Annotated in this window: 15 protein-coding genes; 10 read left to right on the top strand and 5 right to left on the bottom strand. The window is 69.2% G+C overall.

Annotated elements, in window-relative coordinates:
• Positions 1 to 42: 42 nt before the first annotated feature.
• Positions 43 to 459, bottom strand: a complete 417-nt coding sequence (locus UK23_RS24125; protein ID WP_045313889.1) for an organic hydroperoxide resistance protein — start codon at positions 457 to 459, stop codon at positions 43 to 45.
• A 131-nt stretch (positions 460 to 590) separates the two neighbouring features.
• Between UK23_RS24125 and UK23_RS24120 the strand changes: the two genes are divergently transcribed.
• Both UK23_RS24120 and UK23_RS24115 read left to right on the top strand, forming a co-directional pair.
• Positions 591 to 1,688 carry a CaiB/BaiF CoA transferase family protein gene (locus UK23_RS24120; protein ID WP_045313893.1) on the top strand — a complete coding sequence of 366 codons (1,098 nt, stop codon included), beginning with the start codon at positions 591 to 593 and terminating at the stop codon, positions 1,686 to 1,688.
• A gap of 58 nt (positions 1,689 to 1,746) precedes the next feature.
• On the top strand, positions 1,747 to 2,868 hold the full coding sequence (locus tag UK23_RS24115) for an MFS transporter (protein WP_045313888.1): 1,122 nt from the start codon (positions 1,747 to 1,749) through the stop codon (positions 2,866 to 2,868).
• Here the strand turns inward: UK23_RS24115 and UK23_RS24110 are convergent.
• Positions 2,855 to 3,445, bottom strand: coding sequence for a DUF4360 domain-containing protein (locus UK23_RS24110; RefSeq protein ID WP_045313887.1), 591 nt, complete (start codon positions 3,443 to 3,445; stop codon positions 2,855 to 2,857). The genes UK23_RS24115 and UK23_RS24110 overlap by 14 nt on opposite strands.
• A gap of 88 nt (positions 3,446 to 3,533) precedes the next feature.
• Positions 3,534 to 4,358, bottom strand: a complete 825-nt coding sequence (locus tag UK23_RS24105; protein ID WP_045313886.1) for a class II glutamine amidotransferase — start codon at positions 4,356 to 4,358, stop codon at positions 3,534 to 3,536.
• A gap of 97 nt (positions 4,359 to 4,455) precedes the next feature.
• On the opposite strand from UK23_RS24105, the gene UK23_RS24100 reads away from it, so the two are divergent.
• Together UK23_RS24100 and UK23_RS51875 are read left to right on the top strand one after the other, a co-directional pair.
• Positions 4,456 to 4,800 carry a hypothetical protein gene (locus UK23_RS24100; protein WP_156213346.1) on the top strand — a complete coding sequence of 115 codons (345 nt, stop codon included), beginning with the start codon at positions 4,456 to 4,458 and terminating at the stop codon, positions 4,798 to 4,800.
• A 22-nt stretch (positions 4,801 to 4,822) separates the two neighbouring features.
• Positions 4,823 to 4,999 carry a hypothetical protein gene (locus tag UK23_RS51875; RefSeq protein ID WP_156213345.1) on the top strand — a complete coding sequence of 59 codons (177 nt, stop codon included), beginning with the start codon at positions 4,823 to 4,825 and terminating at the stop codon, positions 4,997 to 4,999.
• Here the strand turns inward: UK23_RS51875 and UK23_RS24095 are convergent.
• A complete protein-coding gene (locus UK23_RS24095; protein WP_045313884.1) occupies positions 4,968 to 5,531 on the bottom strand; it encodes an ester cyclase in 564 nt (187 codons plus the stop codon). The genes UK23_RS51875 and UK23_RS24095 overlap by 32 nt on opposite strands.
• Before the next feature lie 81 nt (positions 5,532 to 5,612).
• Between UK23_RS24095 and UK23_RS24090 the strand changes: the two genes are divergently transcribed.
• The 4 genes from UK23_RS24090 to UK23_RS24075 all read left to right on the top strand — a co-directional run bounded on the left by UK23_RS24090 (position 5,613) and on the right by UK23_RS24075 (position 10,096).
• Positions 5,613 to 6,272, top strand: coding sequence for a TetR/AcrR family transcriptional regulator (locus UK23_RS24090; protein ID WP_045313883.1), 660 nt, complete (start codon positions 5,613 to 5,615; stop codon positions 6,270 to 6,272).
• On the top strand, positions 6,269 to 7,099 hold the full coding sequence (locus UK23_RS24085; protein WP_045313882.1) for a phosphatase PAP2 family protein: 831 nt from the start codon (positions 6,269 to 6,271) through the stop codon (positions 7,097 to 7,099). Before UK23_RS24090 ends, UK23_RS24085 begins: the two co-directional genes overlap by 4 nt.
• 64 nt (positions 7,100 to 7,163) lie before the next feature.
• Positions 7,164 to 8,045, top strand: a complete 882-nt coding sequence (gene bla, locus UK23_RS24080; protein ID WP_045313892.1) for a class A beta-lactamase — start codon at positions 7,164 to 7,166, stop codon at positions 8,043 to 8,045.
• Between the two features lie 41 nt (positions 8,046 to 8,086).
• Positions 8,087 to 10,096 carry a hypothetical protein gene (locus UK23_RS24075; protein WP_156213344.1) on the top strand — a complete coding sequence of 670 codons (2,010 nt, stop codon included), beginning with the start codon at positions 8,087 to 8,089 and terminating at the stop codon, positions 10,094 to 10,096.
• Here UK23_RS24075 and UK23_RS24070 read toward each other — a convergent pair.
• Complete coding sequence (locus UK23_RS24070; protein ID WP_052684981.1) at positions 10,089 to 10,478, bottom strand: GyrI-like domain-containing protein; 390 nt, start codon at positions 10,476 to 10,478, stop codon at positions 10,089 to 10,091. The two genes, UK23_RS24075 and UK23_RS24070, sit on opposite strands and share 8 nt — an antisense overlap.
• A gap of 96 nt (positions 10,479 to 10,574) precedes the next feature.
• Here UK23_RS24070 and UK23_RS24065 point away from each other — a divergent pair, with 96 nt between their 5' ends.
• Together UK23_RS24065 and UK23_RS24060 are read left to right on the top strand one after the other, a co-directional pair.
• Positions 10,575 to 12,272: a cellulase family glycosylhydrolase gene (locus UK23_RS24065; protein WP_045313890.1), complete on the top strand. Its 1,698-nt coding sequence runs from the start codon at positions 10,575 to 10,577 to the stop codon at positions 12,270 to 12,272.
• 1 nt (position 12,273) lies between these two features.
• A complete protein-coding gene (locus UK23_RS24060) occupies positions 12,274 to 13,143 on the top strand; it encodes an NAD-dependent protein deacetylase (RefSeq protein ID WP_045313880.1) in 870 nt (289 codons plus the stop codon).
• Positions 13,144 to 13,174: the final 31 nt, after the last annotated feature.

Raw genomic sequence — 13,174 nt, 5'->3', positions numbered from 1 at the left:
CCTTCATCCACGTCAGGTGGATGAAGGTTCCCTTCATCATTTTCAGACCTTGGCGGTGACTTCGACGTCGATGTTGCCGCGGGTGGCTTTGGAGTACGGGCAGCGCGCGTGTGCTTGGGCTACCAGGTCGTCGGCCTGTTCTTGGGTGAGGCCGGGGAGCAGGGCGACGATGCGTGCGGCCAGGTGGTAGCCGTCGTCGCCCTTCACCAGGTCCACCGAGACCGTGACGGTGCTGTCGGTGAGGTCGGCCTTGGCGTTGCGCGCGACCAGGCGCAGCGCCGAGTGGAAGCACGCGCCCCAGCCCGCGGCGAAGAGCTGCTCGGGGTTGGTGCCGTCGCCGCTGCCGCCGACCTCCTTGGGTCCGGCGAGCCGCAGGTCGAGCACACCGTCGGCGGACGTCGCCGTGCCCTTCCGGCCGTCGCCGCTCGAAGTGACATCGGCCGTGTAGACCACAGACATTTCGCTCCTTGAAGTCGTTTTGGCGCCGAAGCTAAGCGGGATTCGGGGCCGGGTCACTACGGGACCTCGTAGCGACTTCGCGCGCCCGCGCGGGAAAGGTGGGCAGCGTCGTCGAGATCTTTGGAGGGGTTGTGCCGGGTCCGTTGGAAGGCGTGCGGGTGCTGGAGTTCGGGGGATCGGTGGCCGGGGCGTTCGCCGCGACCGTGCTCGCCGACCTCGGCGCGGACGTGCTGCGCATCGACCGGGCGGCCCAGGCTTCGCCGGTGGCTTCTCCTGATCCGCTGGGGCGTGGCCGTCGTTCCGTTGCCGTGGACCTGAAGCACGCCGACGGGGCCGCTGTCGTGCTGGATCTGGTGGCACGGGCCGATGTCGTGGTCGAGGGCGGACGTCCCGGCAGCGCGGAGAAGCTCGGCATCGGGCCCGAGGTGTGCCTGCGGCGCAACCCGAAGCTGGTCTACGGCCGCGTCACGGGCTGGGGCCAGGCCGGTCCGCTCGCCCGGCGCGCGGGGCACGACATCACGTTCCTCGGCGTCACCGGCGCGCTGTCGGTTCCCGGCCAGGTGCCCGCCACACCGCCGCCGTACTACCTTTCGAGCTTCGCGGGCGGTGCGCTGCAGCTGGTGATCGGCATCCAGGCCGCGCTGCTGGAGCGCGCGCGGTCCGGGGAGGGCCAGGTGATCGACGCGGCGATGGTCGAGGGCACCGCGCTGTTGTCGGTGATGATCGACCAGTGGCGCCACACCCCTGGCCGCGTCACGGTGGTGGACGCGCCGTTCTACACGACCTACGAGTGCGCGGACGGCCGTTTCCTGTCGGTCGGCGCGGTCGAGTCGCACTTCTACCGCGAGCTGCTCGAGAAGCTGGGCCTGGGCGAGGCCGAGCTGCCCGACCAGTACGACGAGTCGGGGTGGCCGCTGCTGACGGTGAAGATCGGCGAGGCGTTCCTGTCGCGCGACAGCACCGAGTGGGAGAAGATCTTCGCCGACTCGGATGCTTGTGTCGCACCGGTTCTGGCGCCCAATGAAGTCGCCGGACACGCGCACCTGCAGGCGCGCGGCTCGTTCGTCGACGTCGGCGGTCAGCACCAGCCGAGGCCCACGCCGCGCTTCTCGCGTTCGGAGACGGCGGTTCCGGCACCGGCGCCGTCGGTGGGACAGCACTCGGTGGAAGCGTTGCGGGACTGGGGAGTCAGCGGATGGGACGACAGCGCGGCGATTCGAGGCGTGTGATGGGACAGGCTCTCCGCGGCCCGGCCGGGCGGCGTGGCGGCTCGGCGCGGAACATCTGATGCGCCAGGTCCTCCCTCTCCTGCCCGGCATGGTGGCCCTGGGCCTCGACGCCTACGTCGTGGCCGGTGTCCTGCCCGAGATGAGCGCCTCCCTGCAGCAACCCGTCCCCGCGGTCGGCCAGCTCGTCACCGTTTTCACGCTGTCGTACGCACTTCTGTCGCCGATCGCCGCAACCCTGTTGACCGGCAAGCCGATGCGCGTCGTCCTGCTGTCCGCGCTGGCCGTCTTCACCCTCGGCAACGTCCTGAGCGCGGTGGCCACCTCGTTGGCGTTCTTGTTGCTGTCACGCGTGATCGCGGGCTTCGGCGCGGGCCTGTACTCCCCGATGTCCGCCGCGACCGCGGCCGCCCTGGTCGCCCCGGAACGCCGCGGCAGAGCACTGGCGCTGATCACCATCGGCCTCAGCTCCGGCACGGTCGCGGGCGTGCCGCTGGGCCTGGCGCTCGCCTCGCACGTCGGCTGGCGCGGCACGTTCTGGCTCGTCACCGCTCTGGGCGTGGTGGCGATGGCAGGGGTGGCGGTGTCGTTGCCCGCCATCCCTCCCGCCGCGCCGCCGTCGCTGAAGGCCCGGCTGGGAGTCCTGGCCGACCGGCACGTCCTGTCGATCGTGCTCGTCACGGTCTTCTCGACGCTGACCAGCCTCGGCACCTACACCTACATCGCGCCGATCCTGAACCGCGACAACGTGACGATCTACCTGGTCATCTGGGGCGTCGGCGGCCTCGTCGGCAACCTGCTGGCCGGCGCGGTGATCGACCGCTGGCGCGACACCAGGACGTTGATGGGAGTCCTGCTGACCGTGATGGGGGTGAGCCTCGCGCTGCTGCCCGTCGGCCCGCCCGGCCTGCTGGTCTTCCTGTGGGGCGCGAGCGCGTGGAGCTGCCCCGCCACCCAGCAGCACCGCGTGATGGCGGCCAGGCCGGCGGAGGGCGCGGTGGCGGTGTCGCTCAACGCCTCCGCGATCTACCTCGGTTCGTCGCTCGGGGCGGGGCTGGGCGGCATGGTGCTCGCCGGCGGGGGAGCACCGGCCTCACTCGCCTACGGCTTCGGTGGCCTGGCGGTGGCCGCGGCGGTGCTGAACCACCTGATCACCGCCAGGCCGGTGCTCAGCAGCGCCTGACCCGCACCGCGCCGCGGCTCGACTCGACGATCGCGACGTTCAGCCGGTCCGGATCCGCGGACCCGAGGCTCACGCGCACCTCGGCGTTGATGTTGATGTTGCGCGGCGACCCGCACGGCGACCACTGGATCTCGGAGGCGTTGGGGCGGTAGTAGGTCGTCCAGCTGTCGCTGAACGGGCCGGTGAACGTGTTGTTGACCGTGTTGTTGGGCGACGTGCCCTGCAGGTAGGTGCTGACGCGGTTGAGCGCCGTCGCGCCGTCCTGCAGGTGCGCGTAACCCTCGTAGGTCGTGCGCGCCAGGCCGTAGGTGAAGCCGTCCGGCACGGTGACGCGGATGTTGACCTGGCAGTTCTTGCGCTGGTCGAGGGGCGACGAGCCGCCTCCCGCGCGGGCCAGGAACGTGTGGTAGCCGATCGTGAATGTTCTGTCGTCGGATTTCACGTCGGCGTCACCCGCGGGGCAACCCGATCCGTTGACGGTCACGACCTCGAGCGCGGCCGTGACTTCTTCGTCCGCCGCGCCGGTGGGGGCCAGGGCGGATAGGGCTACCAGTGCTGCCGCTGCCGTGTTCAGCATGAGGAACCTCTCCAGGGAGTCGCTGGCGGCGGCACTCGACGTTAGCGGCCTACCACCTGACGTTTCCCTGACGATTCCGCAAGGCGACTCACGGTTTGAACGGCACCAGCTCCTCCTCGACACCGGGCCGGACGATGACGCACGTCGACTCCGGCACCTCCTGCCAGGCGCCCACCAGGTCGCCGAGCGGTTCGGACACGATCAGCCGCGAGTCGTCGTCCACGTCGTGCAGCGCGGGGTTGTCCGGGTACTGGCGGCGCAGCGTCGTCACGTCGGTGCTGTGGAAGAGCGTGCGCGACTTGCCGCGGCTGGAGTAGCGGAACGCCCACGTGGTCGAGCCGTCGGTGGTCGCGACGGTCATCTGGATCGGGTACTCGACCCCGGCGCGCCTGCCGACGTCCTCGACGAACTCGACCATGCGCGCGACGGCGGCGGGCGGGTCCTGCGCCAGGCCGAAGCTGACCGCGAGGTAGAACATGATCTCGGAGTCCGTCGAGCCCTCGACCAGCGGGAACAGCACCGGGTCGATCGCCAGCATCAGCTCGCGGCGCACCAGCGAGAACTTCGCGATCAGCCCGTTGTGCATCCACAACCAGTTCTGGTGACGGAACGGGTGGCAGTTCGACCGCTGCACCGCGCCGCCCGTGGACGCCCGCACGTGCGCGAAGACCCGGTCGACGGTGATCTGCGCGGACAGCTCGCGGAGGTTGCGGTCGTTCCACGCGGGCTCCGTGCTGAGAAACAGCCCGGGCGTGCTCGTGCTGCCGTACCAGCCGATGCCGAACCCGTCCCCGTTCACCGCCGTCGCGCCCAGCTTCGCGTGCTTCGACTGCATGACCAGCGAGTTCTCCGGCGCGTAGAGCAGCTCCTCCAACAGCACCGGCGAACCGGAGTACGCGAGCCACCGGCACATGACGAACCTCCCTTTGCCCAGCGCTACATGGGAACACGCGGCCGCCGGGAAACGCGAGGTTTGCGGCGGCGCGCCTGTCTCAGGCAGCATGCTGGGTGTGACGGTCAACCCCGGCGTGCGGCGTCCGGCCTACCAGCAGAGTTTCGAGACGATCGAAACGCGCGTGCCGGTCGTGCCGGACCAGACGACGGTGCCGGCCATGCGCATCGAGCCCGCCGAACCGTCCCAGCCGCGCCAGGACATCTCCGTGATCGGCCCGATCGCCGCTCTCGTGCTCGCCCTGACGATCTCCACGCTGGTCCTGGAGCACCCCGCCGCCCGTGCCGTGGCCGCCGGGCTCGCGACGCTCGGCCTCGTCGTCGCCGTGGTGCTGATGCTGATGGGCAAGCGGCCGGAGCCGGGCAGGCACGTCGTTCCTGGCCGGCACCGCACCGAACGCTGACCAGCTGGTTCCGCTGTTCGGGGTGAGCTTCGGGATCATGGACGTCTCGGCCGGCGAGGATCCCTGCACCACCTTCAGCCCGCTGGTACCGGCCGTGGCGTTCGTCGCGACGTCGCTGTCGCTGCTCCTGCTGACCGTGCACGTGGCGCGGTTCCGGTCGGTGGAGGTCAGTTCTCCAGAACCGGCGGAACAGTCCTGACCAGCCGCGGGTCCGGTTGGCCGCCGGACATCGCGAGCATCCCCTTGAGCACCTGCAGCAGCTTCCACAGCCCGCTCGGCTTCTTCCGGTCGATCCCGCTGATCACCTGCTTCAACACCGACAGCTGATCGAAGTAGATCCGCTCGGTCACCAGGTTCTCGTTCTCGTCGAAGATGAAGTACGCGTTCATCCGCGTCCGGTGCTCGCCACCCGTCGCCGGGATCTTGCCCAGCGGCCCGAGATGCGTGCCGAGCAGCCAGAACTCCACGATCACGGCGTCGACGCTGTGCCGGAACGAGATCAGCTCGTGGTGCTGGTCGGGGAACGCCACGCGCGTGTCGGTGTAGTACTGCCGCACGGCGCTGTCGCCGTCGTGGACGACCATCTGGGCGATGATCTCGTAGTGGGGGTGCGGGAACGTCGAGAGAGTGGCGTCCCAGTCGTGCGCCACCTCGTCGCGGAAGTGGTCGAGCACGAGCTTCTCGCGCGCCTCCAGGACTTCCCTGGCGGGCAGGGTGAACCGATCGGACATGGAGAACGCTCCCTCGAATTAACCCACGGTGTGGATTAAGGTAAACCCACACCGTGGACATCTGCAAGGCACAATGGCCAGGTGACGGAAACCCGCCGTGGCCGCCCCCGCACCCCGCTGCTGTCCCGCGAGTCGATCGTCGAGGCCACGTTGAAGGTCATCGACGCGGAAGGCATCACCGCGGTCGGCATGCGCTCGGTCGCGCGGGCACTCGGTGTGGACCCGAAGAGCCTCTACAACCACGTCGACGGCAAGGACGGCCTGCTCGACGCCGTCACCGAGCACCTGCTGGGCAGCCTGGTCCTGCCACCGCGCACCGGCAACGCGCGCAAAGACCTGCACGCCATCGCCGACAGCTTCCGCGCCCAGGCCCTGAAACACCCGCGGGCCGCGCCGCTCGTGCTCACCCGCCAGCTCGCGTCGCAGAAGGCCCTCGCCCCGGTCAACGCGGTCCTCTCGGTCCTCAAGGACGCCGGCGCGGGGACCGAAGAGGCCGTGCACATGCTGCGGATGCTGCTCGCAACGCTGATCGGCACACTGTTGCGCGAGGTGTCGGCGGCTCCGACGTTCGGCCGCGGCGACCGCGCGGACACGCTCAGAACGAGCGGGTTCGAGGTGCTGGAGGACACCGCGGAGCATCTCGCGCGGTTCGACCGCCAAGCCGAGTACGAGTACGCAGTGGACCTCGCGGTCACCGCCGTCCTGCAGCGCATTGATCTTCGGGGCAGACTCGGCCCGTGAACTACCGACGGTGGCCGGCGGTCGCGGCAGCAGGGTTCTCGTTCGCCGCCCTGGCCTACATCCTCGCCGTGCTCACCAAAACCGGTCAGACCATCGAGAACGCCGCGCTGCGAGGCGCCGACCAGGACAACGTGTCCACAACGGACGCCGCCTGGCACGCCCTGGGCCAGATCACCATCTACTCGCTCGGCGCAGCCGCGGTCGCCGTCGCACTGGTCGGCGTGCTCAGGAAGCGCTGGGACCTCACGATCGCGGCCGTCGGAGTGATCGTCGCCGGGCAGGTGGCAGTCCAGGCGCTCAAGCGGTTCATCCTGCCGCGGCCCGCCCTGGTCGAGGTCACCGGCGACTACGCGCACAACAGCCTCCCGAGTGGACACACGACGATCGCGATGACCGTGCTGTTCGCGGCGATCATCGTGGTGCCGTGGAAGTGGCGCGGCCTGATGCTGTTCTTCGTGCTGCCGTGGGCGACGGCGATCGGCCAGTACACCCTGACCGCCAAGTGGCACCGCCTCAGCGACACCCTCGCGGCCGACGGCATCGCACTGGCCCTGGCCGCCCTCGCCAGCTGGTGGCTGCAGAAACGCGGTTCCCTCAAGCCCTACGCCGGTCCGAGCCGCAAGGGCCGGGTGGTGCTGATCGTCATCTGGAGCCTGATCGCCGCCGGCACGATGACGCTGGGCCTCATCCTGTGGGGATTCCCGCTGGCCAGAGAAGGGCTCAACGCGGACGAGTGGGTCATCTACCTGGGCGCGGGCAGTTTCGCCACGGCCGGGTCGCTGGCAGCAGCCCTCACGTTCCTCGCGTGCTGGCGCAGAGTTCACTGACAACCAGTTGATCTCCCGCGCGTCCTGGCACGTGGAGAGGTTTCACCAGGAGGGGGACAGGACGTTGGTTGTTGACCGTCGCTCGGTTCTGGCGCTGGGCGCGGGTGTCGCGCTGGCCGTGGCCGTGCCCGCCCAGGCCCAGGCTTCGACGATCACCGGCAAGCTGCGGGAACTCGAAAAGCAGCACACCGCGCGCCTCGGCGTGTTCGCCACCGACACGGGCACCGGTCGCACGGTGCTGCACCGCGCGGACGAGCTGTTCCCGATGTGCTCGACGTTCAAGACCATCGCGGCCGCGGCGGTCCTGCGCCGCGACCACGACGGATCGTTGCTGGGCAAGGTGATCCGCTACACGCAGGAGGACGTCACCAAGTCCGGGTACGGGCCGGTCACCGGCAGGCCCGAGAACCTCGCGAACGGCATGACCGTCAAGAGCCTGTGCGAGGCGGCCATCACCTACAGCGACAACTGCGCGGCCAACCTGCTGCTCAAGGAACTGGGCGGGCCCACCGCGATCAGCCGCTTCAGCCGGTCGATCGGCGACCCGGTCACGCGCCTCGACCGCTGGGAGCCGGAGCTGAACTCGGCCGAACCCGGCCGGGAGACCGACACGACGTCGCCGCGTGCCATCGGGCAGAGCTACGCGCGGCTCACGCTGGGCCACGCGCTCAACCGTGACGACGCCGACCAGCTCACGAACTGGTTGCTGGCCAACACGACGGGCGGCAACCGGATCCGCGCCGGGCTGCCTGCCGCGTGGCGCTGGGGCGACAAGACCGGCACCGGCAGGTACAGCACCACCAACGACGTCGGCATCGCGTTCCCGCCCGGCCGCGCGCCGATCGTCATCGCGGTGCTGTCGACGAAGAAGGACACCCCGGAAGGCGGGGCGGACGAGCCGCTGGTGGCCAAGACGGCCGAGCTGGTGGCCGCCTCGTTCGGCTGAAACCTCAACGCTCAGAAGTCCCGTCTGGTCAGATGGGGCGCATGAGCATCTGGGGGAAGGCATTGGTGCTCGCGTTCGCGCTGGTCGCCACACTCGTGGCACCGGCGCACGCGAGCAACCAGATCACCGTGTCCGCGCAGGAGGTCACGCTCGCGCCGGGCCAGAGTTCGGGCTCCGTCGACGTCACCTGGCGCACCGGCGGCAACCAGGTCGTGCAGATCTGGATCCGCGAACCCGGCAAGGCGGCCAAGCTGTGGCGGCAGGACGTCAACGGCAGCGCGTCCTGGCCGTACCTCTACGCGGGCACCACGACGACGTTCGAGCTGCGCGGCGGCCCGAACTTCGCCACGATCCTCGCCACCGCGAACAGCAGGGCGAAGCTGCCGGGGCAACTCAGCGCCAGCCGCACACACCTGGCGCTCGCACCCGGCGCCACCGGCGAGATCGACCTGAACTGGGTCACGACGCTGAGCGACGCGCAGGTGTGGGTGTCGCACAACGGAAATCCGCAGAAGCTCTACGCGCAGGGCCCGTCCGGCAAGGGCCACATCACCTGGATCAGCCGCGGCACCACCGTGTTCACGCTCTGGTCCGGCACCACGCAGGAACACCTCCTCGACACCCTCGTCGTCACCGCGGACTCCGGCGCGACCGCGACGTTCGACAAGCCCACCGTCAAGGCGGGCGAAACGGCGACTGTGCGCTGGAGCGGAGGGGAAGCGCGGCTGGTCAACGACGACGGCTCCGAAACCGTGCTCAGCGGCGGATCGGCCGCGGTCGGCACGCAAGGCGCGGACCGCAAGGTCGTCAGGATCTACGAGGGCGGCCAGGTCGTCAGCCACGCCAGTCTCACGATCCTCGGGAACAACGGCTGGGCGGGCTTCAACTACCTGCCGGAGCACGAGAAGCGCTACCAGGAGTACCTCGAGGACACGACCTGGCCGCAGGTGCGCGACCAGGTCTCGAAAGACTTCGACGTGATGGCCTCAGCCGGTGGCACGATCGCCAGGATCGTGCTGTGGCCGGAGAAGAGCACCAACGCGGCCGCTCAAGCCCGCAACCTCGCCGACCTCGGCACCATCGCGAAGCAACGCGGCATCAGGCTCGTCATCGCGTTCGCCAACAGCTGGCTCACCAACCCGAACTGGCAGAGCGACCGCACGAAATGGGCCGAGTTCGCCATCACCAGCGCGGACTGGATGAACACCTACATCGCCGCGCTCGAACCCACCGACTCGGTGCTCTACTACGACCTGCAGAACGAGACGTCCGGTGTGCGCGGCCGTCAGCCGAACATCCAAAGTGCTTACGTGGCAATGGTCTACGACCGCACGGCCGCACCGAGGGGCAAGCGCGGCATCTCCGTGATGCACGCGTCGACCGACGGCGCGGACCTCGCCGAAGCGCTCGTGGGCAAGCCGATGGACTTCGTGGACGTCCACGCCTACAGCAACCTCGACCTGCTCGACTCCGCGGTGCCGGGCACGCGGCAGAAGTTCCCGGCCAGCACGGTGATCGTCGGCGAGTTCGGCAAGAGCGCCCCGGACGCGCAGAAGGAACGCGAACAGGCCGACTACACCAGGCAGACGCTGCAGACCGTCCAGAACTTGCAGGTGCCGCTCGTGATGGCCTGGGAGCTCTACGACGACCCGCGCACCCCACCGCACCCGAACAGCATCGCGTTCGGCCAGCTCACCAAGGACCGCGCCAAGCCGGCGTTCGGCGTGCTGTGCTCGCGCTGGAGCCTCGTCGCCGACTGCGGCACGGCGCGCGAAGCCACCATCAAGGTACGACCGGGAACTCTCGTCACCAACGCGATCATGCGCGGCAACGGCACAGCCAGGCTCGTGATCACCGAGTTCGACCAGAACGGCCGCGAAACGACCACACTCACCGAGCCGGTCGAGATCGGCGCGGCCGGGCTCAACTACCTGCGGCACAAGCCATCGGACGTGCGGCTGCAGGCCGGCACCACGTCCGTGCGCATTGCCGTACAGGCCGAGAACTCGACGCTGCTCCAGGTCGACGCGCTGACCGCGAGCATCAGGTGATCGGCACCCACAGCTCGACCACGGTGTGCCGGCGGTAGAACTCGACGAGCGGCCTGGAGGAGTCCCACGGCCCCGCTGCCTTGAGCTCCTCCACGGCCGGCCCGATCCGCCCGTACAGCTCCGGCGGCTCGCCTTCGAGCACCGTGCGCCGGTAGCGGCCACCGGCAAGCACACCCACGGCCAGGTCGTACGAGTCGCCGGGCTTGCGCGGCGTGCACACGGTGTACGTGCCCGCGGCCTCGTCGATGCGCGCGAACATCTTGCGGCCCTTGAGTCCTACGAGGTTCTCGAACCACTGCCACGCCTCGCCCATCGCGGTGAGCTCGTCGGCGACGGTGTGTTCCAGGACCTCGACGTCGTCACGGCTGATCAGGTCGGCCACGTCCGATCCCCCCCTTTTCGTCGAACGCTAGTCGAATGCGAATTCACCGGCTACCGTGCAATGCGAATCTCGTTCACGTTCCCAAAGGCGGCGGCGATGCGGCGAGCGGTGCTCCTGACAGTCCTGTTCCTGATCTCGTTCGTGATCACCCCGGTGCACGCGGAGTCGTTCGACGGCACCGAGTTACGGGTGTCCGGCGGCGTGTTCCGCGACGAGCACGGCCGCGAGGTCGTGCTGCGCGGTTTCAACGTCTCCGGCTCCGCGAAGCTCGCCGAGTACCGCGGCCTGCCGTTCGCGAACACGGCGGACGCACGCAAGTCCGCGACCGCGATGAAGCAGCTCACCGGCGCCAACGCCGTTCGGTTCCTGCTGACGTGGGCCTGGATCGAACCGCAGCGCGGCCAGATCGACCACGCGTACCTCGACGGGGTGACCCAGCAGCTGCGGGCCTTCACCGATCAGGGGATCCGCGTCTACCTCGACTTCCACCAGGACCTGTACTCGCGGTACCTGTTCAACAAGGACAGCTGGTACACCGGCGACGGCGCCCCGGCGTGGGCCGCGAGCGGATACCCGAAGGAGTCGTGCGGCCTCTGCTTCCACTGGGGCCAGAACATGAAGAGCAACAACGCCGTCACCGCCGCCACCTACGACTTCTGGCACAACCGCAACGGTGTGCAGGAGTCGTTCGTCAACGCGGCCGGCGAGGCTCTCAAGCACGTCAAGGAAGCCTTGCCCGCCAACGAGTTCAAGCTCGTCGTCGGCGTCGACCCGCTCAACGAGCCGTACGCCGGCAAGTACGACAACGGACAGACCTCGCAGCAGTGGGAGCGCGATCTCCTGATGCCGTTCTACCAGCGCTTCCGCTCCGAGATGGACGAGGCGGGCTGGACGAGCAAGCCCGCTTTCGTGGAGCCGCTGGTGTTCTGGAACCAGAACGTGGACTTCTTCGCCGAACCGGGCGGGCTGACTCTGGTCCCCGCACTGGGCGACCGGTTCGTGTTCAACGCGCACTTCTACGACGGCAAGGCGCAGTCGGGCGTCCTCATGCCGGGCAAGGCCGGTGACGGCCAGTACACCCAGGCGTTCGGCACGATCCGCGACCGCGCCAAGGCGCTGGGCACCACGTCGATCGTCTCCGAGTTCGGGCACCCGGTCGCGGGCAACACCTCCGACAAGACGCCGTCCGTGCTCAAGGCGATCTACCAGGGCCTCGACTCGACCGCACCCGGCGCACGCTGGTGGTCGGCTCCGCGCGGCTCGGTGATCTCGGGCAGCCAGTGGCACTGGGACATCAACTACGGCCGCCACCACGAGCTGATGAACGACAACCCCGGCAAGGTCAAGACCGACGGCGACGCCATGAACGACGAGCACTTCTCGGCGGTGCAGCTCGACGCGTCCGGCAACCCCGTGCTCACCGTCGACCGCGCGATCGTCGACCGCGTCTACCCGCAGGCCGTCGCGGGCACCACACTCGCGTTCACCTACGAGGACCGCGCCTACCAGACCTGGCAGCAGATCCCGCTGGCCAACGTGAGGTCACTGGTCGGCTCCGCACCGTTCGCGGTGATCGTCTGGGACTCGAACGGCGGGTCCGCACCGACCGAGCTGCACCTGCCGCAGTCGCTGCGCTCACCGCTGGTCGTGAGTTCGGTGCCGTCGACGGTGAACGGCGACAAGCTGCTGCTCCACGGAGGCTCCGGGCGACAGTTCGCGCTGGTCACGGCACCTTCAGGGGCGAACACGGCAGCAGCGGAGGCTGAACTCCGCCAGTGGTACGTAAGCTGGTGAAGTGCGAACAAGGCCCACCCTGAGCTGGTCTCCGTCAGGCCCGTCGCTGCCGCGCACCTCCACCCTCACCGACGTCGTCCCGATCGTCGCGGACGGCGGGGTGCTGGTGCTCAGCGGCGCGGGCCTGTCCACGGAGTCCGGCATCCCGGACTACCGCGGCGAGGGCGGCTCCCTGCGCAAGCACACCCCGATGACCTACGAGGAGTTCACGACGAGCAGCGCGGGCCGGCAGCGCTACTGGGCCCGCAGCCACGTCGGCTGGCGCACGATCGCCCGCGCGCACCCGAACGCCGGTCACCACGCGGTGACCCGCCTCGACGCCAAGCTCTCCGGCGTCATCACCCAGAACGTCGACGGCCTGCACCAGGCCGCGGGCTCGCCGGACGTCGTCGAACTGCACGGCGGCCTCGACCGCGTGATCTGCCTCGACTGCGGGGTCCTCTCGCCGCGCCTCGACCTCGACCGCAGGCTGAGGGAGGCGAACCCGGCGTTCGCCGCCACCACTGACGAGATCAACCCGGACGGCGACGTCTTCCTGCCGGAGGAAACGGTGCGAGGCTTCGAGGTCGTCGGCTGCGACGAGTGCGGTGGCGTCCTCAAGCCCGACGTCGTGTTCTTCGGTGAGAACGTCCCGCGCCCACGCGTCGAGCAGTGCTACGAGCTCGTCGGCAACGCCAGGTCCCTGCTCGTCCTCGGCTCCTCGCTGACCGTCATGTCCGGCCTGCGGTTCGTGCGCCGCGCGGCGGACTCCGGCATCCCGGTCGTGATCATCAACCGCGGCGAGACGCGCGGCGACCAGTACGCCTCACACCGCGTCGACCTGCCACTGGGCCCGACCCTGACCGAACTGGCGGATCTGGTTCTGCGCTAGTAGTACTTCGTCAGGTCGCGCTGACCTGGGC

It is taken from the genome of Lentzea aerocolonigenes (assembly GCF_000955955.1).
Taxonomy (GTDB): domain Bacteria; phylum Actinomycetota; class Actinomycetes; order Mycobacteriales; family Pseudonocardiaceae; genus Lentzea; species Lentzea aerocolonigenes_A.
This window is presented reverse-complemented; position numbering and strand designations above follow the sequence as displayed.

Coding starts and splice junctions, on each gene's coding strand:
- UK23_RS24105 (WP_045313886.1), bottom strand. CDS start 4,358: ATGTGCCGGTGGCTCGCGTACTCCGGTTCGCCGGTGCTGTTGGAGGAG.
- UK23_RS24095 (WP_045313884.1), bottom strand. CDS start 5,531: ATGTCCGATCGGTTCACCCTGCCCGCCAGGGAAGTCCTGGAGGCGCGC.
- UK23_RS24065 (WP_045313890.1), top strand. CDS start 10,575: ATGCGGCGAGCGGTGCTCCTGACAGTCCTGTTCCTGATCTCGTTCGTG.
- UK23_RS24125 (WP_045313889.1), bottom strand. CDS start 459: ATGTCTGTGGTCTACACGGCCGATGTCACTTCGAGCGGCGACGGCCGG.
- UK23_RS24110 (WP_045313887.1), bottom strand. CDS start 3,445: ATGCTGAACACGGCAGCGGCAGCACTGGTAGCCCTATCCGCCCTGGCC.
- UK23_RS24075 (WP_156213344.1), top strand. CDS start 8,087: ATGAGCATCTGGGGGAAGGCATTGGTGCTCGCGTTCGCGCTGGTCGCC.
- UK23_RS24115 (WP_045313888.1), top strand. CDS start 1,747: ATGCGCCAGGTCCTCCCTCTCCTGCCCGGCATGGTGGCCCTGGGCCTC.